Below are 25,245 nucleotides of genomic sequence, written 5' to 3'. Positions count from 1 at the left end.
GCGGGAGCGCTCAGACCGTGCAGGTGCGTATTGCCTGCGCGAGCGCGGTCAGTGGATCGCCGGTCGGCATGAACTCGTGCGCGAAATAGCCCTGGAAGCCGAGATCGGCGATGCTCTTCGCCACGGCGTGCCAATTGACCTCCTGGCTGTCGTCGAGATTGTGGCGGCCGGGCACCCCGCCGGTATGGAAATGGCCGATCCAGGGCAGGCTCTCGCGGATCGTGGCGATCAGGTCGCCCTCCATGATCTGCATGTGGTAGATGTCGTAGAGCAGCTTCACCCGGGGCGAGCCGACTTCCTTGGCGACCTGCACGCCCCAGGCAGTATGGTCCGCCATGTAATCATGGTGATCGCGCTTGCTGTTGAGCAGTTCGACGCAGATCGTCACGCCGTGATCCTCGGCGATCGGCTTGAGCCGCTTGAGCCCGGCGATGGTGTTCTCCGCCCCTTCCGCGTCGGACATGCCCTGGCGGTTGCCGGAAAAGGAGATCACGTTCGGCACGCCCGCCTTGGCCGCTTGCGGGATGCCGATGCGGAACGCCTGTTCGAAGGCGTCGTGGTGCTCGCGACGGTTGAGTCCGTGCGCGATGGTCATGCCCGGAGCGGCATAGCCCATGGTGCAGCGCAGGCCGTAGCGGCGCGGGATCTCATAATCGGCGGGTTCGAGCAGATCGATGCCCTGCAGGCCCATCTTGGCGGCGGCGGCGCAGAGCTGGTCGAGCGGGATGTCCTGGTAGCACCAGCGGCTCACCGACTGTTTGAGCCGACCGGCCGGTGCTGCAAGTGCGGGCATGGCCGACGCCGCCCAGGTCGCGAGGGACGAAGCCATCAGTCCGCGCCGTGTGATCATTGCCATCCCTCTCCTCGTTTGTGCCCGACGATAGGCGCTGCGTGCGATTTGTCACCCCCGCCCCGGGGCTCGCCGCAATCGGCTCAATAGGTCCAGTCGAGCTGTAGCCAGAAACGGCTGGTATCCGCGGCGAAACGGTCCGCCTCGTAGCGCGCATAGCGGGCTGAGAGCTGCGTCTTGCGCAGCTTGGCGGTGGCGAGCAGGTTCCACTCGTCGCCATAATGCTGGTTCAGCCGGTCGCTCTGGTAGCGGTGCCACACCGCCTGCAGCGACAGTGCGTCGATCCGCCCCAGCTTCTTCCAGCCATAACCGCCGCCCGCATAGAAATCGCGCACGCCGTTCGGCGGGGTGACCGTCAGCTTGTCGGCCCAGCCCTGGAACTTGAACACGCTGCCGAGCGGCGTCTGGAAGCTGGTGAGCGCTCGCCCGCCATCGGCCCCCAGCACTTCATAGCCGGTGTTGAGCGTCCAGCCGCGCACATCCAGCGCCGCGTCGGCCAGCCAGTAATCTGCCTGGTAGCGGGTGGGATTGTGATGATAGTCGGACTGGCGGGCCCAGCTCAGCTGGTAGCGCAGCCTCGCCTGGGGCCCGATCGCGCGGGTACCGGCCAGGCGCACGCCATAGCTCTGGCTGGAGAGGCGGAAGCCCTGCACTTCGGCCTCGTCCTGATCGACCAGATAGGCGAAGCCGGTCAGCGTGCCGAGCGGCGTCGCGGCACCGGCATTGGCGAAGACATTATGGCCGCCCACCCCGCGCTGGCGGGGGCCGCGCCCATCGCTGCCCCAGATGGTGCGTACGTCCCAGGCATAGGTGACGTCGAGCTTGAGGCCCTTCACCGGCACGATCTCGGTGCGGACGGCATCGAAGGTCTGGGCGTTGTTGCGGATCTGCGCGCCGCCGACGAAGCGCTCGTCGTCCAGGGCGATCCGCTGGCGCCCGGCGGTGACGGTCAGCGGGGCAGAGCGATATTGCAGCTGGGCACGGTAGATCGCGACATTTTCCGGATCGCCGATCGTCGGGCGGTTGGCCGGGCCGTGCAGCCCGTCATAATAGGTGCCGACCACCGCAAGATTCCCCTGCGCCTCGCCCAGCGCGACCCAGCGGCCGCGGGTCACCTCCGCGCCGGCGCGGACACGGATCGTCACCGCATCGGCGGCAGTGGCGAAATCGGCCTGGTCGAGATGCTCGTAGCGGGCACGCGCCTCGATCATTGGCTTGATGGCGATCTCTTGCGCGCATGCTGGCGCTGCGGCCGCAAGCGTCGTCGCGGTGGTGATCCAGAAACGCATGCATCCCCCCTTGCAAGAGACAGCGGCGCTAGCGGCCCCTTCGCCCCGCTCCCAGTTACAAAGTTTGTCCGATCCCCGCGGTGCAGGTCAAGGTCGTGCAGAAGCCACGTTTCTCGGTCCGATCAACGATGCCGGCCGCACCCGGAACGGATTACCGGTCCCGGCGGTTCTGCTGCCTTGTTCCGGATCGGCAACAAGGGGAAATGCATGCGCGGGCGGTGGACTTCGGCGGTGCTGCTGCTGGCGCTCGCGGCCTGTTCGGGCAATCGTGGCAGCGGCGCCCCGCCCCACGCCAAGGACAGGATAGAGGTAAAGCCCGAGCTCTCCACCCTCACTTTGCCGCTGGAAGCCAATCTCGACGATCTCGCCGCGACGCTGGAGCGCGCCGTCCCCCATCAGCTCTGGGCGATCGACAAGCCCGACCAGCCCTGTGTTCCGCCCAGGAAGCTCGACCTCGGTATCGCCAAGCTTAAGACCCCGACGATCAAGTGCCGCATCGTCGGCGAAGTCACGCGCGGGCGGATGACGATCGGCGGGCAGGGCCAGGTGATCCGGCTGGCGATGCCGCTCCACGCGGTGGTCCGCGCCGAGGATATCGGCGGCGTGCTGAAGCGCGAGACCGCGACCGCCGACGCAATGGCACATGCGGTGATCACGCTGTCGCTCGGGCCGGACTGGAACCCGCGCGGCAAGATCGACATCGACTATGATTGGGCCAACGTCCCCCATGTCGAGATTCTCGGCCAGCGTATCGAGTTCACCGACAAGGCCGACCAGAAGCTGGCGCCGGTGATCGCCAAGCTGGAGCGCGAGCTGCCGGGCGAGCTGCGGAAGCTCGGCGTTCGCCAGAAGATCGACGAGGCGTGGCGCTCGGCCTTCACCACCCTGTCGCTCAACCGCGAGAATCCGCCGGTATGGATGCGGGTGACGCCCAAGCAACTACGCTATGGCGGCTATGCCATCACCGGCAAACGGCTCGAGCTGCGGCTGGGCATGGAGGCGACCACTGAGACCTTTATCGGCCAGAAGCCTGCCGATCCCGCCCCCACCCCGCTGCCGCCGATGCAGCCGTTGCAGGGTTCGATCGGCAAGGTCTCGCTGTTCCTGCCCGTGATCGCCGATTATCGCGAGCTGGAGCCGGTGCTGATGAAGGCGCTGGTCAAGCGTCAGGCGCGGCCGTTCGACGTGCCGGGCGTGGGCCCGGTACGGGCGCAGTTCGAAAAGGCGACGATCTACGGCACCAAGGGCCGGCAGATGGCGGTCGGGCTGTTGTTCTCGGCCGAGGACGTGGCGGGGAAGATCGGCCGGACGCGGGGCACGGTGTGGCTGACCGCGACGCCGGTCAACCTGCCCAATTCGCGCAAGGTCGACTTCCAGAATCTCGGCGTCAGCGGCACGACGGACATGACCGGCGGCGACCTGATCCTCCAGCTGATGAACGCGCCGGGGATGAGCAGCTTCATCGCCGCCGCGCTCACCCAGAATTTCGAGCGCGATTATGGCGAGCTGCTCGGCAAGGTCAGCCGCGCGATCGCCAGCCGGCGCGAAGGCGTGCTGCGCATCGACGCCAAGCTGGAACGTACCCGAACGGGCACGCTCCAGGCTTCGGGACAGGGGCTCTACCTGCCGGTCCGGGCCGAAGGCACGGCAACCGTGCGCCTCGCCAGCCCGACCTCAGGCGGAGAGAAACACCACGCCCGGTAGCGCGACGCCCTTGGCGGCGGTGCCGAGTTTCCCGTCCGGGCCGATCGCCAGCCGGGCGATGTTGCCCGAGCGCTCGTTGGCGACCAGCATCTCGCCATCGCCCTCGCGCAGCAGGAACAGCCGCGGCCAATGCCCGCCGCTGCCGGCATGCTGGATCGGCGTCAGCCCGCCGTCGCGCTGGATCGCGAACACCGCGACGCTGTCATGCCCGCGGTTGGAAATGTAGAGCCGCGTACCTGCTGCGTTTACCGCGATGTGCGCCGCGGCGGAGTTGCCGGAGAAGCCCTTGGGCAGCGTCGAGAGCGTCGCCAGCCCGGTGAAGCGGCCGTCGGGCAGCGCGCGCAGTACGGTTACCGTATTGGCGAGCTCGGTGACGAGATAGGCGATCGGCAGCTTCGGGTGGCGCGCGATGTGACGCGGCCCGGCGCCCGCTTCGGTGCGATAGGCGATGCTGGTGTCGACCGCACCGCCTGCCGCCAGGCGGTGGAGGAACACCGCGTCGGCGCCGAGATCGACCGAGTGCAGCTGGTTGGTGCCGGAAAAGCCGACCCAATGGGCGTGCGGGCCGGTCTGGCGCTCGCGATTGGGGCCGCTGCCCTCATGCTGGATACGGCGCGCCTCGCCGACCAGACGACCGGTGCGATCGAGATCGAACAGCGCGACCGAACCGCTTGAGTAATTGGCGACCGCGAGGTGGCGGCCATCTGCGGAAAGCGCGGCGTGACAAGGATCGGCCCCGAGCGTCGACACCTCCGCGAGCTTGTGGAGGCTAGCGGTGTAGACCCCGACCATCCCACGCGTCTGCTCGTCTAGAAGGTAGCGCATCTCCGTTGTCGCCGACTGCACGCCGAACGAAGCATTGCGGATTTCCGGGATCGGGGCTGCCGCGACCCAACCCTCCGGCTCCGGTACGAGCAGCACGAGGCCAGGTCCGCCCTCACTCGCATAGGTGCCGGCGATGAGCCCCTTAGCGATGCGGGCGAAAGACGCGGTCGGGCAGGCGCCGAGCGCCACGCTGGCGCCGACCAGCGCGCGGCGCGTCAGCGGGAATGCAGAGATAGTCATATCCTATTGAAGCCTTTCGGTTTCTTGCCGTCAACGCTGAACCTTCGCCGATCTCGCGCGCTGAACCCGATGCAACAGGGAGCAGCGCCATGACCGAAGACCCAAGCCGCCGCGATCTTCTGAAAGGTGCCGCCGCCGCCGGTGCCGCTACTGCCGCCGGACCCGCCTTCGCGCAAGCCGCAAGCGGCGGTCCGGCGCCCGATCCGCAGACCAAATATACCGACAAGCCCTTCCCCGAGCAGCGCCAGAAATGGCCGGCGCTCCAGCGCGAGATGCACCCGGTGCCCGATTGCGGCGAGCGCAGCTACCGCGGCTCGGGCAAACTCACTGGTCGCAAGGCGCTGGTGACCGGCGGGGATTCCGGTATCGGCCGAGCCGCCGCCATCGCCTTTGCGCGCGAGGGCGCCGACGTGGCGATCAACTATTTCCCGAGCGAGGAGCCGGACGCGCAAGACGTCGCCAAGCTGCTCCGCGGCGAAGGCCGCAAGGTGGTGCTGCTGCCCGGCGACCTCACCGACCAAGGCTTCTGCGTCGATCTGGTCGGCCGCGCCAACCGCCAGCTCGGCGGGCTCGACATCCTGGTCAACAACGCCGCCTATCAGCAGTCGAAGGCGTCGATCGACGAGATCAGCTTCGAGCAGTTCGACCGCACGATGAAGACCAATCTCTACGCGATGTTCTGGATCACCAAAACCGCGCTGCCGCTGATGAAGCCGGGCTCGGCGATCATCAACACCGCCTCGGTCAACAGCTTCGCGCCCGAGAAGGAGCTGCTCGATTATGCCACCACCAAGGGCGGCATCGCGATCTTCACCAAGGCGCTGGCCAAGCAGATGGCCAAGAAGGGCATCCGCGTGAACGCGGTCGCACCCGGGCCGATCTGGACGCCGCTGCAGGTCGCGGGCGGTCAGCTGCCGGGCGAGATGGGCAAGTTCGGCCAGGACACCCCGCTCGGCCGCGCCGGTCAGCCCGCCGAGCTGGCGCCGCTCTACGTCGCGCTCGCCTCGAACGAATTCAGCTATACCGACGGCAGCGTGTTCGGCGCGAACGGCGGCACCGGCGCGGTGTGAGCCGCCGGCGCCGCTGGCGTCATTTCGGCATGTGGTTCAAGCGGAAGATGATCGGCGCATCCTGTGCGGAGCAGGCGACGCCGTCTTCGGGCCGGTAGCTGCTGGTGTAGCGCAGCCCCTTCGCCATGCCGCTGGCGGCTTCGTCGAACACGAAGGCGGGGTAGGAACTCACCACGCGCGGCGCGATCGTCTTGCCGTCGGTGGCGACGTCGAACTCGGTGCGCACCCAGCCCTCGAAGCCGAGGCGCTGGGCCGTATCGGGAAAGGCGTTGCTGAGATCGCCCGTGCTCCGGACGGCGGGCTTGAGCCCGAGCAGCGCGCATTGGCGGCTGGTGAGGCCGGTCTGCCCGAACGCGCGCTGGGCGGCGGCCAGGTCGCCGTTCTTCGCCGCCAGATTTGCCCGCTGGAGCAGTGCCGCGACCTTGAGCGGGTGGCGATCGGGCAAGCCGGGCGCGGTGACCACGTCCGCAAGCAACGCATCCGCGTCGGAGGGCGCGGACGTGCGGAAGCCGGGCATTGCGATCAGCAATCGCAGCGTCGCCGCCGCCAAGGGATCGTTCTGGAAGTCGGGCCGTGCCAGCAGGGCGCGCCGCGCCGCCGTGCGCTCGCGGTGGCCGGAGGCGAGATCGCTCTTCTGCAGTTCCAGATAGGCGCGTACCGCAGGCGGCGCGCCGAGCGCTTCGCCCAGTGCGGTCGCCTCGATCGCCAGCGGGCGCCGCTCTTCGTCGCGCACCACGCTGTTGTTCACCAGGGCGAGCGCAGCGGCGGTCATGCCGGGCCGATCGCCCTTCGCCCGCGCAGCTGCCAGTGCCGCGCGCTCGAGCGGCGCGGCCTTGGCGTCGGGCAGCGTCTTCCAGCCGGCGTCGGCAACGCCCTTGCTCTCCAGCCACTCCGCGGCATCGGCGGCAAGCGGCTGGGTAAGGTCGGGGCGCTCGCCGGCGTTGGTGCAGCGCATCTCGATGCGCGTGGTGAGACGGAATAGCGGCGGAATGGCGCGGGCGTCTTCCGGCGCCCAGGACCAGCCGCTGACCTCGCGCGCGAATGCGACGGCCGCCGTCCGCCCTGCCGGCGCGTAGATCGGCAGCACCCCGGCGACATGCCCGTCCTCGGCGAGCGAGAACTGGATGATCGCCATGTCGTCCGGCTTGAGGCCGGTTTCCTCCCCGCAGGCGGGGAGCGTCATGTCGCGCGCGCGCTCGAACGGCGACTTGTCGAAGCGCCCGGCGCCGGAATAGGCGAGATAGTTGCGCGCCGAATCCGCATCGTGGTTCAGCCATGCGGCGATCGCCAGATCCGAGCGTGTGGTGACGTCGGACATGTCGACCCGCATCGTCAGGCCGCCCTGCTTGCGCAGGCTGTCCTTGAGCTCGGCATAGGCCTCGGGCGCCCGTCCGGCGTTGAGCAGCGCGCGGGCATATTGGGTCTGCACCGCTGCCCGCGCCCTTTTGTCGAAGCTCGCATCGGCAAGCGCGAGGCTCCGCGCCTCGGCGGCGTAGCCGATCGCCGCACCGTCCTGGTCGAACATCGTGACTTGGCTCAGCTGCATCAGCGGCCGGATCCGGTCCGTCCCGGTGGCGGAGTCCAGCGCCAGCCGATATTCGGCCGCCGCGCCGCTATAGTCGAAGCGCAGCATGGCCACCTGGCCCAATGCCAGATGCGCCTGGCGCACTTCCTCGGCAAAGCCCGCGCCCTTCGTGGCGAGTACCGGCAGGCCGCGACGGATCGCCGCCTCGCCTTCCTCGGCACGCTCGAGCTGCGCCAGGCAATAACCCTTGCGGACGTCGACCGCCGCGCGGACGGTGGGGTTGGCCATTGCTTTGGCGTTCTTCTCGATCGCCTCGAACGTCTTCACCGCGTCCGCGCAATGGCCTTCGGCGCCGGCCTTGGTCGCCTCGTCGAACAGTTGCTGCAGCGTCGGCGCGGTACTCGACGGTGGTGGTGCGGCCTGTTGTCCACCGGCGAGCAAAAGCGCGAGAATCAGCGAAGCCATTATGCTACCCCTCCCCCAAAGGAAGTGCCTTCAAATCATGACGCGGCGGGATTGTCGAGCAAGATGCGTATATTGATCCAGCAACTTGGCAGGATCGCGTGCGTGTCCCTTTTGTTCGGTGCTGCGCCGGCACCGATGGGACCGCCCGAAAGCATTTTGCTGTTCGTCGCTTCCTGGTGCGCGCCTTGTCATGGCGAGCTGGCGCGACTCGAGGCGATCGGCCGTGGCGCGCAACCCTATCGCATCCTGGTGGTAGCTTTCGACGACAGCCGCGCGACGCGGGCAATGCTGGAGCGGGTGCCGCTGGCGCAGCGCTGGCAGCCCGATCGCGCGATCCAGCGCCGCCTTGCGGCCGAAGTCGCCCGTCGAAGCGCTGGGCTGCCCTTCAGCCTCGCCCTGAATAGCGAGGCACAAATCTGCGCCGGTCACCCCGAAGCGCTCGACGCCACCAGTGCCGCGGCGATGGTTGCCGCCTGCCGCCGGTAAGCCCTGCTTAACCATAAGCGCGAGCCGGTAATTAACCTTATCCTCTTAATAACCAAGACATTCCCAGTGCGCGATCGAAGGAGCGGGGGGCGTGTCAAGCGTAACGAAACGAGCCTTGGCGGCAGGGGCCGCCGTGGCGATGGCCATGCTGGCCGCCTGTGACGGCGGCGGCGGTGGCGGCGGTTCTTCGGGTGGCCTGGTCGCTGCCCCGCCGAGCCCCGCGCCGGCCCCGGTAGCGGCGACAGCGCTCGACGATTCCGTGCGTCTCGCCCAGCAGGCGAGCTTCGGCCCCACGACGGCGCTGGTCGATCGCATCCGCACGCTCGGCGTCAATGGCTGGCTCGACGAGCAGTTCGCCGCGACCGGGAGCACCTACAGCGATCTCGCCGTCGACGTCCGCGCCGATTCCTGCGCCTCGGGCGACACCGCCTGCTCGACCCAGCGCTTCACCCGCACGCCGGTGGCAATGCGCTTCTACGCCGATGCGATCACCGCGCCCGATCAGCTGCGCCAGCGCGTCGCATTCGCGCTCTCGCAGATGATCGTCGCGTCGGAGGCGGCCGTGCGCTCGACCGCGGGCATCGCCGCGTTCAACCAGCTGTTCCTCACGGGCGCCTTCGGCAATTACCGCGACCTGCTGCTGGCCGTGACGCTCAACGCCTATATGGGCGACTATCTCGACATGGCGGACAGTCGCAAGGGCACGCCTTCCGAGAACTACGCCCGCGAGTTCCTCCAGCTGTTCACCATGGGCCCGGACCAGCTCGGCATGGACGGCACCGTTCAGCGCGACGCGAGCGGTGGCCCGATCCCCAACTATACCGCCGACGATATTCGCGACATCGCCCGTGCGCTGACCGGCTGGACCTATGCCCGCGTCGGCAGCGCCGCGGCGAACGACGGGCAGGCGGTCGCCTATGCCCAGCCGATGATCCCGGCGCCGGCCCGCTACGACAGCGCCGAGAAGCGCTTCCTCGGCACGGTCGTGTCCGCGGGTGCTGCGCAGCAGGCGAGCGTGGCGGCGGTGGTGGACGCGGCGTTCAACAACGCCTCCACGCCGCCCTTCGTCGCGCGGCACCTGATCACCCATCTCGTCACGCCCAACCCCTCGGCCGCCTATATCGGCCGGGTCGCAGCGGTGTTCGCCAACAATGGCAGCGGCGTGCGCGGCGATCTCAAGGCGGTGGTCCGCGCGATTCTGACGGACGCCGAGGCGCGCGGCCCGCAGCTCTCCACGCCGGGCAAGCTCAAGGAGCCGGTGCTGGCGATGACGAGCCTCGCCCGCGCGATCGGCTTCACCACCGACGGCTATGTCTTCCAGGTCCGCGACAGCACCTTCGGCCAGCCGGTGATGCGCGCGCCCTCGGTGTTCAACTTCTACCCGGACGACTTCCCGCTCCCCGGCAGCGCGACGCTGCGCAGCCCGGCGTCCAAGCTGCTGACCAGCGCCAACCAGCTGCGGCTGCACAATCTGGTCTATGACTGGACGGTGAGCGGCGACGCCGGCCGCAGCGAATATGCCGCGGTGGCGACGCTGCCGGGCACCTCGGGCACCGCGCCGGTCTGGGCTGATTGGGAAGCGATCGGCGACAATGTCGACGCGATGGTCGACCGCATCGACCTGCTGCTCTTCGCCAAGGGGCTGAGCAAGACCCAGCGCGACGCACTCAAGGCGGCAGGCACGGCGATCACCAATGCCGATCCCAAGCTGCAGGCCCGCAAGCGGGCACAGATGATGCTCTATGTCGCGGCGACCAGCCCGATGTTCCTGGTCGATCGCTGAGGAATTTGCCCATGACGCTTTCCCGTCGCGATTTCGTTCGCCTCACTGCCGGCACCGGCGCGCTCGCAGCCCTTGGCCAGTTCGGCCGCACCGCCGCCATCGCCGCGCCCACCGGCAGCTACCGCGCCATGGTCGGCATCTTCCTGTTCGGCGGCAATGACGGCTGGAACATGGTGATTCCCACCGATGCCCGGCACAGCACCTATCTGGCGTCGCGCGGCAGCGTCGGCATCGCGCGTTCGGCGCTGACTCCGCTGACCAACAGCGCCTATGCGCTCCACCCCGCCATGGCGGCGCTGCGGCCGGTGTGGGACGAAGGCTCGCTGGGGCTGGTGCTCAACGCCGGCACCTTGTTCGCGCCGCTGACCAAGGCGACCTACCAGTCGCGCACCGATCTGCGCCCGGCCAATCTGATGAGCCATGCCGACGAGCAGGATCATTGGCAGGGCCTGCGCGCCCGCGAGACCAGCCGCGACGGCTTTCTCGGCCGCATCGCCGACAAGATGCCGGGAGGCTCGCTGCCGCCGGTGATGTCAGTGGCGGGCTCGACCGTCGCGGTGCTCGGCCGCCAGACCACCCCGCTGATCCTGCCGAGTACCGGCGGCCTCCCCGGCCGCAGCGGCTTCGTCGCCGGCAGCAGCGCCAAGAACAGCGCGATCACCGCACTCGGCAGCAATAGCGACGGCAGCGCGGTCCTCGACGGCGTGGCGCAGACGCTGACCCGCAACTACGACCAGGCCGCGACGGCCAACGGCATCCTCGTCGGCACCGCGCCGACCGACGCCTTCTTCGTCAACCCGACGACCGGGGCGGCGCTGACCAGCGATCTCGCGCGGCAGCTGATGGTGGTCGCGCGGATGATCGCGGCGCGCGGTACGCTCGGCCACGCCCGGCAGAATTTCCTCGTCAGCCAGGGCGGGTTCGACACCCATGCCGGGCAGGTGCAGACCGGCAATACGGCGGTGGGGCTGCATGCCAATCTGCTCGGCGACCTCGCCATGGCGATGGCCGGCTTCCACAAGGCGATGGGCTCGCTCGGGCTGGCGGGCAACGTCACCAGCTTCACGATGAGCGACTTCGGCCGCACCTATCTCGGCAACGGCCAGGGCGGTACCGACCATGCCTGGGGCAGCAACCATCTGGTGATGGGCGGCGACGTCGCCCCCGGCGCGGTGCTGGGCAGCTATCCCGATCCGGTGCTGGGCGGCGCCGACGACATCACCAAGGAAGGTCGCTTCGTGCCCGGCCTCGCGCAGGAGGAATATCTCGGCGCGATCGCCCGCTGGCACGGCGTCGCCGATGCCGACATGCCCTATGTCTTCCCCAACTGGTCGACCTGGAGCAGCGCCGGGCGCGGGCCGCTGGCGTTGTTCAGGCCCTGAGACCCGGGGGGCCTGATCATCGCTCCTCGTCGGGATAGGGGCCCTTGCCGCCTTCCTGGATGAACTGGTCGGTGCGCTGGTCGATCACGGTCAGCGGCACCGAGCCGAGCTGCAGCATCGCATCATGCCAGGCGCGGATGTTGAACTTCGGGCCGAGCGCCTTTTCGGCGCGGGCGCGGGCATCGAGGAACGCCAGCTCGCCCATATAATAGCTCAGCGCCTGGCCCGGCCAGGCGATGTAGCGATCCACCTCGGTTTCGATCTCGTGGTTGCTGAGCGCGGTGTTGTCGCGCAGGAAGGCCTGGGCCTGTTCGCGCGTCCAGCCCATCGCATGGATGCCGGTGTCGACCACCAGCCGCGCCGCCCGCCACATCTGGTAGCTCAGCATGCCGAACTGGTCGTAGGGCGTCTCGTACATCCCCATCTCGACGCCGAGCTTCTCCGAATAGAGCGCCCAGCCCTCGCCGTACGCCGAGAGATAGGTGTCGCGGCGGAAGGGCGGGAGCGCCTTGTTCTCGTTGGCGAGCGGCATCTGGAAGGCGTGGCCCGGCGCGCTTTCGTGCAGGGTCAGCGCGGTGAGCTGGTAGAAGGGCCGCGACTTGAGGTCATAGGTGTTGACCAGATAGACGCCCGGGCCGCCGCGCCCGCCGGTGTAGAAGGGCGCGAGGTCGTCCGGCACCGGAATGATCGCGAAGCGGCGGCGCGGCAGATGGCCGAAATACTGCCCTGCCTTGCCGTCGAACTGCTTGGCCGCCCAGGCGGCGTGGTAGAGCAGCTCGCGCGGCGTCTTGGCGTAGAATTGCGGATCGGTGCGCAGGAAGTTGAGGAAGGCCGGCAGGTCGCCCTCGAACTTGGCCTCGGCCTTCACCGTCATCATCTCGGCGCGGATCTTCGCCACTTCGCGCACGCCGACGGCATGGACCTGCTCGGCGGTCATGTCGCGGGTCACATATTCGCGGATCTTCGAGCGGTAATAGGCCTGGCCGTCGGGCAGCGTGGTCGCCGCCAGCTCGGTGCGGGCGCCGGGGATGTATTCGGTGCGCAGGAACGTCAGCAGCTTCTGGTGCGCGGGCACCACCGCCTCGCGGATCGCGGCTTGGCCCTCGCGGCGCAGTTCGGCCTGCACGGCCGCGGGGATCGCGCCCGGAAACTTCTTGAACGGCGTGTAGAAAAGATTCTCCTCGAGCGGCGCCTCGACCACCTGCGCCACGCCGATGTCGCGGCCGGTCAGCGTCACCTTGGGCGGCGTGAAGCCGCGCGCGAGCCCAGCGCGCATGTTCGCGATATTCTGGTCGAAATAGCGCGGCATATCGCGCAGCGTCTTGATGTACGCGCGGTACTGGTCCTCGCGGACGAAGGCGTCGCGCGCCGATCCGGCGATGTCGCTCCAGAAGCTGCTGTCCGAGTTGAGCGGCTTCTCATAGTCGCGGAAGCGCTGGGCGGCGAGCAGTGCGTCGATCTGGCCCTTGTAGACCAGATAGTCGATCCGCCCCTTCGCGCTGAGCTTCGCCGGATCGATCGCGGCGAGCGCCTGCGCGGTCGCGGTCCAGCGCGCCAGCCGCGCCGCCTGTGCGGCCGAGCCGACATCGGGCAGGCCGCCCTTGGCCGCGGGGTTGTCCTCGCCGGGGCCCTCTTGCTCGACCCGCCACTTGTATTCACTGTCGATCAGCGCCTTGAGCCGTGCATCGGGGCTGACCGGCTTGGGCGCGGGCACCGCGGCGGTGGCGAGCAGGGCGGCGGTGAGGAGAAGAATGGGCTTCATGGCGTAAGGCTCGCTTCCAGCGCTAGAATGTCGGCATAGAGCTTGTCGGGGATGCGCACCCCCTCGGCAAGGCTGCGGGTACGGGCGGCATAGCGGCGCGACGAGGGCAACCGCGCGCCCTGCGCCTCGATGCTGTCGAACATCGTCTCGGCGCGGGCGAGATGCTCAAGCACCGCATCGCCGAGAAAGCCCGCCGGATCGATCGCGACGATCAGCTCGCCGCCTAGCGGCGAGGCCCCTGCCCCACCGTCTGCCGCGATCGATTCCGCGCTGGTCAGGTCGCCGATCAGCGGCCCGGCGACCAGCTCGACCATCGTCGCGAGCGCCGATCCCTTGTGGCCGCCAAAGGTGCGCATCGCCCCGTCGAGGATCGCGGCGGGATCGGTGGTCGGGCGGCCTTCGGCGTCGATGCCCCAGTCCTCGGGCACGGCCTTCCCGGCGCGGCGGTGCAGCTCGATCTCGCCGCGCGCGACCATGCTGGTGGCGAAGTCGAACACGAAGGGCGGCGCCGGCGCTGGGCGCGGCCAACCAAAGGCGATCGGATTGGTACCGAACACCGGCCGCGTGCCCCCGGCGGGCGCGACCCAGGCATGGCTGGGGGTGAAGGCCAGCGCGACCAGTCCCTCCTCGGCCAGCGCCTCCACCTCCGGCCAGAGCGCGGCGAAATGGACGACGTTGTTGAGCGCCAGCGCGGCGATGCCGCAGGCGCGGGCCTTGGCGACCAGCGCGGGCTTGCCGACCTCGAAAGCGAGCTGCGCGAACCCGCCCTTGCCGTCGACGCGCGCGAGCGCCCGTGCCGGCTCGGACAGCAGCGGCACCGCATCGCGCACCACCTTGCCCTTGGCGATGGTGTTGGCCGCGACGAGCAGCCGGTAGATGCCGTGCGAGGCACAACCATCGCGCTCGCCCGCGACCATCGTCTCGGCGACCGCATCGGCATGATCCTCGGCAAGCCCCGCCGCGCGCAGCACCCGGCGGGCGAGCGCGCGCACCTCGTCCAGCGTCAGCGCGACGCCGCTCACGGCTTGGCGGTGAGCAGCACGACGCCGAACACCGGGCCGGCAGTGTTGCGATCGTGCGGCACGAAGCGGACGCGGACGCTCTTCTTCCCCTTGGTCAGCGCCTCGGGGAGTTTGTAGGTCACGTCGAAGAACTTGCCCGGCGCCGTCTCGGAAAGATGCTGGGTCGCGATCTTCTGGCCGTCGACGAGGATGTCGAAGTCGCGGTCGCGCTCGCCGCCCCAATAGGTCGCCTGGAGCAGCAGCGGGCCGTCCTTCACCTTCATCGTGAAGTCGAACCAGCTGCCGGTCCGCGCATCGCGCCCCTGCCGCCCACGATAGGCGACCGGATAGGAGGCGCCCTCGGTGCGCAGGTCATGGTCGCGCTCGGGCTGCATCTCGCCCAGATGCATCACGTCGACCGAGCGGGCGGCGACATCCTTCAGCCGTGCCTGCTCGGCGAGGAAGGCGGCCTCCTCGTCTTTCCACTGCGCCTCGCTGAAGCGCTTGAAATAGACCGCGCTGCGGCGCTCATATTGGCGGTAGAAGGGCACGAAGCGCAGGTCGCCGGGGCGCACCACGCCGCGCGTCTCGAAGATCGCCGGTTCGGCGGTCGGCGCGAAGCTGGCGAGCAGGTCCTGCCCGACCAGCGCGGGATCGGCCCCCGTCCACGGCGTTTCCGCCGCGCCCAGGTCGCCCGCCAGCACCATCGGCCCGCGCAGCACCGCCACGACGCTGTCGTCGCCGGGCGTCGCTTCGAGGCGGAGGTCCATCGGCAGGGTGATCGCCAGCGCATCGCCCGCCTTCCAGCTGCGCGACACCAGCGCATAGCCGCGTTCGAACCGGGCACCGGCCGGCGCGCCGTTCACCGTCACGATCGCCTTGCCCGCGGCCCAGCCCGGCACGCGCAGCGCCACAGTGAAACGGCCTGCCCGCGCCAGCCGCGAAAGTTTCAGCGTCGCGGTGCCCGCGAACGGATAGGCGGTGTCGAGCACGAACTGCGCGCCCTTCGCCTTCCAGTCGATCGTCGCGGGGATGTAGAGATTGACGAGGAAGGCGCCCTCGCCCTCCCAGAACGCCGCCTCGCCATGCTTGGCGTGGCTCTCCATCCCCGAGCCGACGCAGCACCAGAATTCCTCCGCCTCGGGGCCGGCGAACTCGCGCTTGGTGCCGCTCATCAGCGGCGTCATGTAGGTGAAGCCGCCGGTCTTCGGGTCCTGCTGCGCCATCACATGGTTGAGGTGCGCCCGCTCGTAGAAATCGAACAGCGCGCCGTCGGGCTGCCAGCTATAGAGATGGCTGGTCAGCTTGAGCATGTTGTAGGTGTTGCAATGCTCGCAGGTCTGCTCGGTGATGTGCTGGGCGATGCTGTCGGGTGCGGCGAAATATTCGCGGTCTGCATTGCCGCCGATGACGTAGCTGTGATGCTGGGTCACCCGCTCCCAGAAGAAGCGCGCGGCCTTGGCGTCGCCGGCATCGCCGGTAAGCTCGTGGATGCGCGCCAGCCCGATCAGTTTGGGCACCTGGGTGTTGGCGTGGAAATTGGCGAGCTTGTCCTCGCCGGCCTTGAGCGGATCGAGCACGCGGTCGTCGTAGAGCCGCTTGGCCACCACCATCCAGCGCGCGTCGCGGGTGCGGGCATAGAGTTCGGCGAAGCTCTCGTTGAGCCCGCCATATTCGCAGCCGAGCATCTGCTGCATCTGCGCATCATTGAGTGCGGCGAACACCCGCTCGAAATAGCCGGCCAGCCCGAGCGTGACCTGCAGCGCCTGGGCATTGTTCCAGCCGGCATGCACGTCGAGCAGCCCGGCGAACAGCTTGTGCACCGTGTAGAGCGGCGACCAGGAGCCGTTGAGATCGAACCCGCCTGACTTGATCTCGCCGCGCATGATCTCCTGGAAGATCACCTCGCCGTCGGTGATCTTGCCGTCGCGCTTGCGGCCGAGGGCGCCGACATAGCCGGTACCGCGCTTGGCCTGTGCCTCGGCCAGTTCGGCCACGATATAGTCGGCGCGGCGGCGGAGCTCGCCGTCGCCGGTCTGCTGCCAGCTGAGCACCAGCGCCGAGAGATAATGACCGAGCGTATGGCCGGCGATCGTATCGCTTTCCCACCCGCCATAGATCGCGCCCTTGGGTTCCAGCCCGGCATAGAGACGGAAATTATGGAGCAGGCGATCGGGATCGAGCCGGAGCAGATAAAGCTGGTTGACCTGCACCGCCGTGGCATAGTCCGACGGCGCGAGCTTGAGCGCGGTGAGCGGCAGTGGGGCCAGCTTCGGCGGGAACGCCGCGGCGTCCGCAGCCCGCGCGAAAGAGGGGGCGACGCCCGCGCCTGCCACGAGCAAGGCGCCTCCGGCGCTTCCCAGCATTTCCCGTCGCGTACGCCGCATCGCTCTTCCCCTCATCAATCGTATACGATCTACGGAGGGACTATTCTCAGGTCAAGCGCTTAGCCGCATGGCATCATATACGGTATAACATTATTGACCTGCTGCGTTCTCCATGGTCTACCCAGGCGCAAGGGGGAATACCGAATGCTTCTACCAGCTCGGCTCGGAAGGAACGGCGCTTTGGCGGCATGGGCGCTGCTCGCGCCTTCCCTGGCAGCGGCGCAGACGGACGCGCCGATCGAAGCCCGCTATGCCGCCGCGGATCGCTATCTGGGCGACGGGCTCGCCAAGCTGATCGTCGATCGCAGCCTGCGCGCGGACTTCACCACCGACAGCGCCGGGATCGTCTATCGCCATGGTCCCGAGGGCGAGCGGATCGTCGCCTATTACGACCTCGCCACCGGCCAGTCGCGCCCTATCGCCCCGGAAGCGGCCATCGCGGGCGCGCTCGCCAAGGCAGTCGACAAGCCGATCAAGCCTGCCGCGCTGCCGATAGAGGACGCGAAGATCGAGGGCGGCGCGTTGCAATTCAGTGCGTTCGGCAAGCGCTGGACCTGGGCCGGCGCCGGCACGCTCACCCCTGCGGCGAAGGGCGCGGCCGACGGCGAGGAGGCGCTCTCGCCCGACGGCCGCTTCCGCATCGTCTCGCGCAACTTCAACCTCTATGCCGTGGAAGTGGCGAGCGGCCGCGAAGTCGCGCTGACCGAAGACGGCACGCGCGACCAGCCCTATGGCCGCGGCATCCCGGTGCTCGCCGACATCCTCGCCCAGGGCACCGAGGATCCGACCATGCCGGTCTCGGTCCGCTGGTCGCCGGACAGCAAGCGCATCCTCACCTGGCGGCTGGACACGCGCGACGTGATCCGGCTTGGGATCGTCCAGGCGACGCCACCGGGGACGATCTACCCGCGTACCTTCCGCTACATCTATCCGCTCGCCGGCGCCGAGAAACTGCCCCAGGCGACCCGGCTGGTGATCGACGTCGAGCAGGCGGTGCGGCATCGCAAGGCGCGGCTGGTGCCCCTCGCCATCCCGAGCGAGTCGCTGCTCTATCCCTATGATCCGGACATGGCCTGGGTGAACGGCCAGGTCCGCGCGCAATGGACCGAGCGCGGCTACAAGCAGCTCGTCGTCTACAAGGCCGCTCCGGAGACCGGCGCGGCGACGGTGGTGGCGCGCGAGGCGCTGACGCCCAGCGTCTCGGTGGTGTCGAGTTCGCTCCAGCCGGCGCCCGAGCTGGGCGGCGAACTGGTCGTCTCCGAACGCAGCGGCTGGGCGCAGCTCTATCTGGTGCGTCCCGACGCGCCCGAGGGCGGCATCCCGCTCACCCGCGGCGACTGGGAAGTGATCGGCGTCGACCATGTCGATGCCGCGACGGGCGCCATCCTGGTGAAAGGAGTCGGCCGCGAGCACGACCGCAATCCCTATTACACCGCGCTCTACCGGGTCGGCACCCACGGCGAACAGCCGCTGCTGCTCACCCCCGAGCCGGTGCAGCACGACGTGCAGGTCGCCCCCGACGGCAAGACTTTCCTCGACGTGCTGTCGACGCCCACCCAGCCGAGCCGCACCGTGTTGCGCAGCGCGACCGATGGCCGCATCCTCGCCGAGCTCGGCCATGCCGATCCCGCGGCGCTGCTCGCCAGCGGCTATCGCATGCCCGAGCCGTTCCAGGGGGTCGCGGCGGACGGCAAGACGCCGATCTACGGGATGATCTACCGCCCCCTGCGCTTCGACCCGAACCGCCGCTATCCGGTGATCGACAATGTCTATACCGGCCCGACGACCAGCCAGGTGCCGGTCAGCTGGACGGCGACCGTGGGCGCGGCGGGCTCGAGCGTCGCGCAGCTCGGCGCGATCGTGGTGATGATCGACGGGCGCGGCACCTCCCGGCGCGGGCGCGCCTTCCGCATGCATGCCTATCAGAATCTGGGCGAGGTTGGGCTCGACGATCATATCGCGCTGATCCGCCAGATGGCCGAGCGCTATCCCGAATTCGACCTGTCGCGCGTCGGCGTGTTCGGTGGGTCAGCCGGGGGCTATGACGCTGCGCGCTTCGTCATCCGCCGCCCCGGCTTCTTCAAGGTCGGCGTCGCCTCCTCGGGCAACCACGACCTGCGGCTCGACAAGGCCTGGTGGCCCGAGACCACCATGGGCGCGGCCAGCCCCAATGACTGGGCGCGCAACTCGAACATGGTCGCCGCCCCCAATCTCGGCAGCCACCTGCTGCTGATCCACGGTGATATCGACGACAATGTGCCGGTGACCGAGAGCTTCCAGCTCGCCACCGCGCTGATCTGGGCGGGCCGCGACGTCGACATGGTGGTGCTGCCCAACACCACCCATGCGGTCTACCAGCCCTTCTTCTGGCGCAAGTTCCGCGACTATTTTGTCCGCAACCTGCTCGGCGAGGCGCCGCCCGCCGATATCGGCTTCGACACGCCTGCCTGGCGCGAACAGCTGCCGCTGCTGCGTCCCGAGAAATGAGGTCCCCGATGCGTGCCCCCCGCCTGTTCTTCGCCGCCGCCGCGCTCGCCGGGGTGAGCAGCCTGCCCTTCGCCCCCCCGCTGCTTGCGCAGGAAAAGGCGGCGACGAAGCCGGTCTATCCGCCGATCCGCACCACGCCGGTTCGGGTGGGCGCGTTCCTGCTCGAACTGCGCAGCGACACCGGCACCCTGGCCCGGCTGTCGCCGGCTGCGGAGCCCGCGTTCGACTTCGTGCCCGGCGGCCGCGAGGCAGAACGCCAGGGCGACGGCTTCAACCATATCGGCGACCTCAACCTGCGCCTGCGCACGGCGGGCGGGGCATGGCAGGACTTCGCCTCGTCGCGCGTCCGCAAGCCGATCCGACCCCTCCCCCTCGCCCCCGGCGTGTTCGCCGCGGCGGACATCACCGCGAGCATGGGGGACGGCATCCCGCTCCGCATCGAGCGGCGCTGGGTGGATGCCGCGGGCGTACCGGTGCTGCGCTTCCGCATCGTCAACACGTCCAGCGCGCCGGTCGAGATCGGCGGGCTCGGCGTGCCGATGGTGTTCGACAACATCATCCGCGACCGGACGCTGGAGACCGCGCACGCCCAGGCGAGCTTCGTCGATCCCTATATCGGCCGCGACGCCGGCTATCTCCAGGTCACCAGGCTGAACGGCAAGGGCCCCGCGCTGCTGGTGCTGCCCGACGGCCGCACCCCGCTGGAGAATTACGCCCCGCTCAAGAACCCGAGCGAGCCCGGCGCGATCTTCACCGACAAGAGCCCGCGCAGCCAAGTCTCCGAAGGCTTTTACGACTGGACGGTCGCCTCCAAGGGGTTTGTCGAGCAGGAATGGCGCACGGCCGGCGAGCAGTGGAACCCGCCAACCAGCTTCATCCTCGCGCCCGGCGCCGCGCGCGACGTGGGCGTGCGGCTGGTGCAGGCGCCGTCGATCCGCGGCATCCAGTCCGCCCTCGTCGCTCAGGGTCGGCCGGTGGCGCTGGGCGTGCCCGGCTATGTCGTTCCGAACGATCTCGAGGCATCGCTCTTCCTGAAATATGGCCAGCCGGTCGCCAAGCTGGAGGTCTCCCCCGCCGGGGCGATGACGGTGACCGCGGCGGGCGTGGTCAACGGCTGGCGGCGCTATGCGGTGCGGGGCACCGGCTGGGGCCGGGCGCGCGTCACCATCACCTATGCCGATGGCAGCGTGCAGACGGTCCAGTATTTCGTCACCAAGCCGCTCGAACAGACCATGGCCGATCTCGGCCGCTTCGCGACGACGCAGCAATGGTATGACGATGCCAAGGATTCGTTCGGCCGCGCGCCCGCGATCCTCAGCTATGACCGCGAGGCCGGCAAGATCCTCACCCAGGAACCGCGCGTGTGGATCGCGGGGATGAGCGACGAGGGCGGTGCCGGCGGCTGGATCGCGGCGATCATGAAACAGCTCGACAATCCCGACGCGGCCGAGGTCGAGAAGCTGGAGACGCTGGTCGACAAGACGATCTTCGGCAAGCTGCAGGTCGCGCACGGCGAGCATATCGGCGCGGTCAAGAAGAGCCTGTTCTACTACGACCCCGCCGCCTTCCCCGGCTATTACGACCCGGCCGACAACTGGAAGACCTGGACCAGCTGGTCGAAGAAGGACGCGGACGATCTCGGCCGCTCGTTCAACTACCCGCACGTCGCGCTCGGCTATTGGACGCTCTATCGGCTGGCGCGTAACCATCCCGGGCTGGTCACCCATCACGACTGGCGCTGGTATCTCGACCATGCCCGGATGACGATCGTCGCGATGATGCGCGATGCGCCCTACTATACCCAGTTCGGCCAGATGGAAGGTGAGGTCTTCGTCGACATTCTGGAGGATCTCAAGCGCGAGGGGATCGCCGACGGCGCTGCGCAGATCGAGGCGCTGATGAAGAGCCGCGCCGATCACTGGGCGAGCCTCGCCTATCCGTTCGGCAGCGAGATGGCCTGGGATTCGACCGGCCAGCCCGAGGTGTACTCGTGGATGCGCTATTTCGGCCACCCGAAACAGGCGGACGAGACGGTGGAGGTGATCCTCGGCTATGATCCGCTGATCCCGCACTGGGGCTATAACGGCAATGCGCGGCGCTATTGGGACTTCCTCTACGGCGGCAAATACCCGCGGATCGAGCGCCAGATCCACCATTATGGCTCGACCAACAACGCGCTGCCGCTGTTCGAGGCGTTCCGCGCCAACCCTGCCGACCTGCATCTGCTGCGCGTCGCTTACGGCGGGCTGATGGGCGGCATCACCAATATCGATCGCGACGGCTTCGGCTCGGCGGCGTTCCACAGCTGGCCGGACCGGATGGCCTGGGACCCGTACACCGGCGACTATGGCTCGGGCTATTTCGCCCATGCCTATGGTGCGGCCACCTATCTGGTGAAGGACCCGGTGTTCGGCTGGCTCGGCTATGGCGGCAATGTCCGCGTCGCCGCCGATGCGGTGACGATCGCGCCCAAGGACGGCGCGCGCAGCCGGCTGTTCGTCGCCCCCGCCGGCCTGTGGATCACGCTGGAGGCGGGCAAGATCGCCCAGGCGCGCTACGTGCCCGCGACCGGCGTGGTGACGCTCACCCTCGACCCGCGCCGCGCGATGACGCCCGATGCACTGGTCCGGCTGGAGAAGACCATTGCCGGCCGCGGCTACCGCGTCGAAGGCGGCACGCCGGAGCGGGGCGCCACCGCACTACCGCTCGGCGCCGGGCCGACCGAGGTCCGGCTGGTACCGCGGTGACAGATCAGAAGCGCGAGAGCGTGAACCGATCCACGTCGAGCGCTCCGCCTGCCGCACCCGGGTTGAAGCAGGACAGCGCGAACTGCACGCCCTGGAAGGTGCCCGTCCGCCAGTCATAGACCAAAGGCACGGTGCCGCCGAGCGGGGTGAAGCGTCGGCCGTCCTCGCTGTATGACAGCAATGCGGTTGCCGCGGTGAAGTCCATCTCGGTGCGCAGCCACAGCCGCGGTGCCTTGGTCGGGATCGCGGCGACGCGGATCTCGGTCTTGGGCCCGGCGGTGGTCGACTCGGTCACCCGCATCGACAGCGCGCGACCGCCGTCGGGCTGGCCGACCACGGCGATCGCCGCGCTATACTTGCCGAAGGTGCCGAAGCCGCAAACGTCGCCGGACCGGATGCCGGCGGGGTCGACCACGACCTCCCCGCGTGAGCGCGGCGCTTGCCCCTTCTGGACCAGCGTGTTGCGCGCCCACCAGAGCTGGTCCGCCTGCACCGCGCGCAGCCGCAGCCAGCCGCGCCGGGCGGTGAGCGACCAATAGGGGTCGAGCGGATTGTGGTTCCACTGCCATTGGCGGCCGAGCGTCGCGGCGGTGAACTCGTCCGACGTCGGCGGCTCCAGGAAACGGCCACCCGGGATCGGCTTGCGCGCGCGATCGGGCACCCGCCCGGACTGCTCGGGCGTGCCCCAGACCGGCCAGCCGTCCTGCCAGAAGACCGGGCTGATATTGGTCACCCGGCCGATCGGGCCGGAATCGCGCATGACGAAGCCGACGTCCCGGCCGTCCGCCAGATCGACCAGCGCGCCCTGGTGGCCGCCCGTGGTGTCGTCGATCTGCGGCCTGGTTTCCCACGGCCCGTCGAGCTTCCGCGCCCGCGAGACGGTGAGCGCCAGCTTGTTGGGGATCGAATTGAACAGATAATACCAGCCGTTGCGCTTCAGCAGCTTCGACCCTTCCGCGCCCTTGTTGTAGTAGATCACCCGGCTGGCGGTGATCTTCGACGCGGCCTTGTCGAGCGTGTGGAGCGTGATCGTGCCGTTGGTGCCGGTCGAGGTGGCGAGATAGACCTGTCCGTCGTCATCGAAGAACAGCGCCGGATCGAAGGCCGCGCGATCGAGCGTGGCATAGGTCCAGGGGCCGCGCGGATCCCGCGCGCGGTAGATGCGGGTGTTCTGGCGGATCGGCGTGACCGCTAGATAGTAGATCCCGGCATGGTAGCGCAGGCTCGGCGCATAGACGCCGGCGCGATAGGACCCGCCGTCCTTCAGATCGAACTCGGCCGCGCCGTTGAGCCGCGGGATGACATGGCTGAGAATGTCCCAGTTCACCAGGTCGCGCGAGTGGAGGATGGTGAGGCCGGGCACATTGGCGAAGGTGGTGCTGGCAAAATAGAAGTCCTTGCCCACCCGGATGATGTCCGGATCGGGATAGTCGGCGTTGAGCGGCGGGTTGCGATAGGTCCCGTCGCCCTGGTCCGAGCGCCACACCTGGGCGGATACGGTCGCCGGCAGCAGTGCCGCGGCGACGGTCGCGAGGAGGAGGCGCCGCATCACTGTGCCATCGGCCCGATGATCGTGCCGACGAACCCGCTGGCCTCGTGGGTGCTGAGGAAGCGCGCGTCGAGATCCCGCTTGAGCGTGCCCTTCCTCGTCCCACTGACATAGTCGAACGCCATGGTGCCGCCGGTGATCCGCAGCGTCAGCGTCACCGGCGCGGTGCCCGGCAGCGGGGTCGAAGCGACCAGCTGCTCATCGCCCTTGGCGCGGGTGTAGAGCGCCAGCGTCCGCGTGCCGCCGATATTGGTGAGGCCGTAGAATGCGTAGTGGAGGTCGCTCTGCACCGCCGCGAGCCCGGCGCGCGCGTCGGGCTTGGCGGGGGCATAGCGCACCGTCACGCTGACGGTGGCGTTGGCATGCTGCTGGCGGCGGCCGACGAAGCCTGGCACCTGGTCGAGATCGCCGAGCGGCGCGGGCTTGGTGATCACCAGTTCGCCGCGCTCGACCTTGTGGAAGGGCGCCTTGGGGGTGCGGATGCCCACCCACTGCATCGACAGCGTGTTGCCGGCGAAGCGGTCGACATAGCTGAAGTCGCCGCTGGTCGGCAGCGCAGGCGCGGGCTGAGCGGGCAGATTGGGTGCCTTCACTACCATCGGCACCGGCTTGCCGTGTGCCAGGATCATCGGCCAGCCGTCAGTCCAGGTGACCGGCAGCAGAAAGGTCTCGCGGCCGGTATTGTAGAAATCGTCGGCATAGGGGCGCACGCCGAGGAAGGTCGCCCACCAGTCGCCTTTCTGGGTCTGCACCAGCGTGGCGTGGCCGGTGGAGGTGACCGGGTTCGGGCGGTTGGGATCGAGGTCGCGCTGGGTAAGGATCGGATTGCCCGCGAACGGCACATAGGGCCCGAGCAGCTCCTTCGAGCGGAACACCACCTGCGAATGGTTGACGCTGGTCCCGCCCTCGGCAGCGGTGAGATAATACCAGCCGTCCTTCTTGAACACGTGCGGCCCCTCGATCCACACCGGCTTCTTGGTGATGTCGACGCCGCCGTTGATCAGCTGGGTGCTGGGGCCGACCATCTTGCCCGCGCGCCAGTCATATTCCTGTATCCAGATCGCGCGGTGACCCTCGTAGCGGGGCGTTTCGTCGGGGGCGCGGTTGTTGACGATATAGGCCTTGTCGCCTTCCCAGGTGATCGAGGGATCGATGCCCTCGAACGGCAGCCAGATCGGATCGGACCACGGCCCGCGCGGGTCCTTGGCGGTGATCACCAAATTGCCTTTGCAGCTCACACAGGTGTTGACGATGTAATAGGTGCCGGCGTGGTACGAAATGTCCGGCGCGAACACCGCCTGCGAGGTGCGCATGCCGGTGAAATCGAGCTGGCCCGGCCGGTCGATCGCGTTGGCGATCTGGGTCCAGTGGACCAGGTCCTTCGAATGGAAGATCGGCAGCCCCGGATAATGGGCGAAGGACGAGAGGACGAGATAATAGTCCTCGCCGACGCGCGTGACCGAGGGGTCCGGGTAATAGCCCGAGAGGATCGGGTTGCGATATTCGCCGGGGCCGGGCTTGGCCGATTCCATCGCATGCCCCGCATAGCGGAAGTCGCTGAACCGGGCGGGCGCCTGGGCGAGCGCGGGCGCAGCGCTCGCGCCTAGCAGCACCGCGGCCGCGGCCATCGTCGAAATCTTCATAGCATCCCCTCGTATCCGCTTCGGCGGCATCGACTTTCCGGCCGATGGGC

Annotated in this window: 16 protein-coding genes; 7 read left to right on the top strand and 9 right to left on the bottom strand. The window is 68.6% G+C overall.

Features of this window, described 5'->3' with window-relative positions:
• Positions 1–10: 10 nt before the first annotated feature.
• Both ACTJKY_RS18565 and ACTJKY_RS18560 read right to left on the bottom strand, forming a co-directional pair.
• Entirely contained in the window at positions 11–829 is an 819-nt protein-coding gene (locus ACTJKY_RS18565; RefSeq protein WP_440847578.1) for a hydroxypyruvate isomerase family protein, read from the bottom strand.
• A 104-nt stretch (positions 830–933) separates the two neighbouring features.
• On the bottom strand, positions 934–2,139 hold the full coding sequence (locus tag ACTJKY_RS18560; protein ID WP_440847577.1) for an alginate export family protein: 1,206 nt from the start codon (positions 2,137–2,139) through the stop codon (positions 934–936).
• Between the two features lie 207 nt (positions 2,140–2,346).
• On the opposite strand from ACTJKY_RS18560, the gene ACTJKY_RS18555 reads away from it, so the two are divergent.
• Entirely contained in the window at positions 2,347–3,843 is a 1,497-nt protein-coding gene (locus ACTJKY_RS18555; protein WP_440847576.1) for a DUF4403 family protein, read from the top strand.
• Here the strand turns inward: ACTJKY_RS18555 and ACTJKY_RS18550 are convergent.
• Positions 3,814–4,908 carry a lactonase family protein gene (locus ACTJKY_RS18550; RefSeq protein ID WP_440847575.1) on the bottom strand — a complete coding sequence of 365 codons (1,095 nt, stop codon included), beginning with the start codon at positions 4,906–4,908 and terminating at the stop codon, positions 3,814–3,816. The two genes, ACTJKY_RS18555 and ACTJKY_RS18550, sit on opposite strands and share 30 nt — an antisense overlap.
• An 89-nt stretch (positions 4,909–4,997) precedes the next feature.
• On the opposite strand from ACTJKY_RS18550, the gene ACTJKY_RS18545 reads away from it, so the two are divergent.
• Positions 4,998–5,978, top strand: a complete 981-nt coding sequence (locus ACTJKY_RS18545) for an SDR family oxidoreductase (protein WP_440847574.1) — start codon at positions 4,998–5,000, stop codon at positions 5,976–5,978.
• A 19-nt stretch (positions 5,979–5,997) separates the two neighbouring features.
• Here ACTJKY_RS18545 and ACTJKY_RS18540 read toward each other — a convergent pair whose 3' ends face one another.
• Entirely contained in the window at positions 5,998–7,968 is a 1,971-nt protein-coding gene (locus ACTJKY_RS18540) for an energy transducer TonB (RefSeq protein ID WP_440847573.1), read from the bottom strand.
• Positions 7,969–8,070: 102 nt separating this feature from the next.
• Here ACTJKY_RS18540 and ACTJKY_RS18535 point away from each other — a divergent pair, with 102 nt between their 5' ends.
• The 3 genes from ACTJKY_RS18535 (at position 8,071) to ACTJKY_RS18525 (ending at position 11,619) form a co-directional block, all read left to right on the top strand.
• The gene (locus ACTJKY_RS18535) at positions 8,071–8,454 is read left to right on the top strand and encodes a TlpA family protein disulfide reductase (protein WP_440847572.1); all 384 of its coding nucleotides are present in this window, start codon (positions 8,071–8,073) and stop codon (positions 8,452–8,454) included.
• A 139-nt stretch (positions 8,455–8,593) separates the two neighbouring features.
• A complete protein-coding gene (locus ACTJKY_RS18530; RefSeq protein WP_440847616.1) occupies positions 8,594–10,237 on the top strand; it encodes a DUF1800 family protein in 1,644 nt (547 codons plus the stop codon).
• A gap of 11 nt (positions 10,238–10,248) precedes the next feature.
• On the top strand, positions 10,249–11,619 hold the full coding sequence (locus ACTJKY_RS18525) for a DUF1501 domain-containing protein (protein ID WP_440847571.1): 1,371 nt from the start codon (positions 10,249–10,251) through the stop codon (positions 11,617–11,619).
• Between the two features lie 16 nt (positions 11,620–11,635).
• Here ACTJKY_RS18525 and ACTJKY_RS18520 read toward each other — a convergent pair whose 3' ends face one another.
• From ACTJKY_RS18520 to ACTJKY_RS18510, 3 genes are read right to left on the bottom strand one after another with little or no spacing between them, the layout of a single operon-like run.
• On the bottom strand, positions 11,636–13,381 hold the full coding sequence (locus ACTJKY_RS18520; protein ID WP_440847570.1) for a DUF885 domain-containing protein: 1,746 nt from the start codon (positions 13,379–13,381) through the stop codon (positions 11,636–11,638).
• Positions 13,378–14,403 carry an Ldh family oxidoreductase gene (locus ACTJKY_RS18515; RefSeq protein ID WP_440847569.1) on the bottom strand — a complete coding sequence of 342 codons (1,026 nt, stop codon included), beginning with the start codon at positions 14,401–14,403 and terminating at the stop codon, positions 13,378–13,380. The genes ACTJKY_RS18520 and ACTJKY_RS18515 overlap by 4 nt, the downstream gene beginning before the upstream one ends.
• Positions 14,400–16,718, bottom strand: coding sequence for a beta-L-arabinofuranosidase domain-containing protein (locus tag ACTJKY_RS18510; protein WP_440847615.1), 2,319 nt, complete (start codon positions 16,716–16,718; stop codon positions 14,400–14,402). The genes ACTJKY_RS18515 and ACTJKY_RS18510 overlap by 4 nt, the downstream gene beginning before the upstream one ends.
• Before the next feature lie 231 nt (positions 16,719–16,949).
• On the opposite strand from ACTJKY_RS18510, the gene ACTJKY_RS18505 reads away from it, so the two are divergent.
• Positions 16,950–19,256, top strand: a complete 2,307-nt coding sequence (locus ACTJKY_RS18505) for a DPP IV N-terminal domain-containing protein (protein ID WP_440847568.1) — start codon at positions 16,950–16,952, stop codon at positions 19,254–19,256.
• Between the two features lie 8 nt (positions 19,257–19,264).
• Positions 19,265–22,003, top strand: a complete 2,739-nt coding sequence (locus ACTJKY_RS18500; RefSeq protein WP_440847567.1) for a DUF5695 domain-containing protein — start codon at positions 19,265–19,267, stop codon at positions 22,001–22,003.
• Positions 22,004–22,007: 4 nt separating this feature from the next.
• Here the strand turns inward: ACTJKY_RS18500 and ACTJKY_RS18495 are convergent, their stop codons facing one another.
• Positions 22,008–23,552 carry a glycoside hydrolase family 43 protein gene (locus ACTJKY_RS18495; protein ID WP_440847566.1) on the bottom strand — a complete coding sequence of 515 codons (1,545 nt, stop codon included), beginning with the start codon at positions 23,550–23,552 and terminating at the stop codon, positions 22,008–22,010.
• A complete protein-coding gene (locus tag ACTJKY_RS18490; protein ID WP_440847565.1) occupies positions 23,552–25,195 on the bottom strand; it encodes a family 43 glycosylhydrolase in 1,644 nt (547 codons plus the stop codon). Before ACTJKY_RS18490 ends, ACTJKY_RS18495 begins: the two co-directional genes overlap by 1 nt.
• Positions 25,196–25,245 lie beyond the last annotated feature (50 nt).

Origin of the sequence: Sphingomonas sp. 22176 (assembly GCF_052045505.1) — a bacterium.
Lineage (GTDB): Bacteria > Pseudomonadota > Alphaproteobacteria > Sphingomonadales > Sphingomonadaceae > Sphingomonas.
The sequence above is the reverse complement of the archived record's forward strand: the minus strand, read 5'-3'. Positions and strand labels throughout refer to the sequence as shown.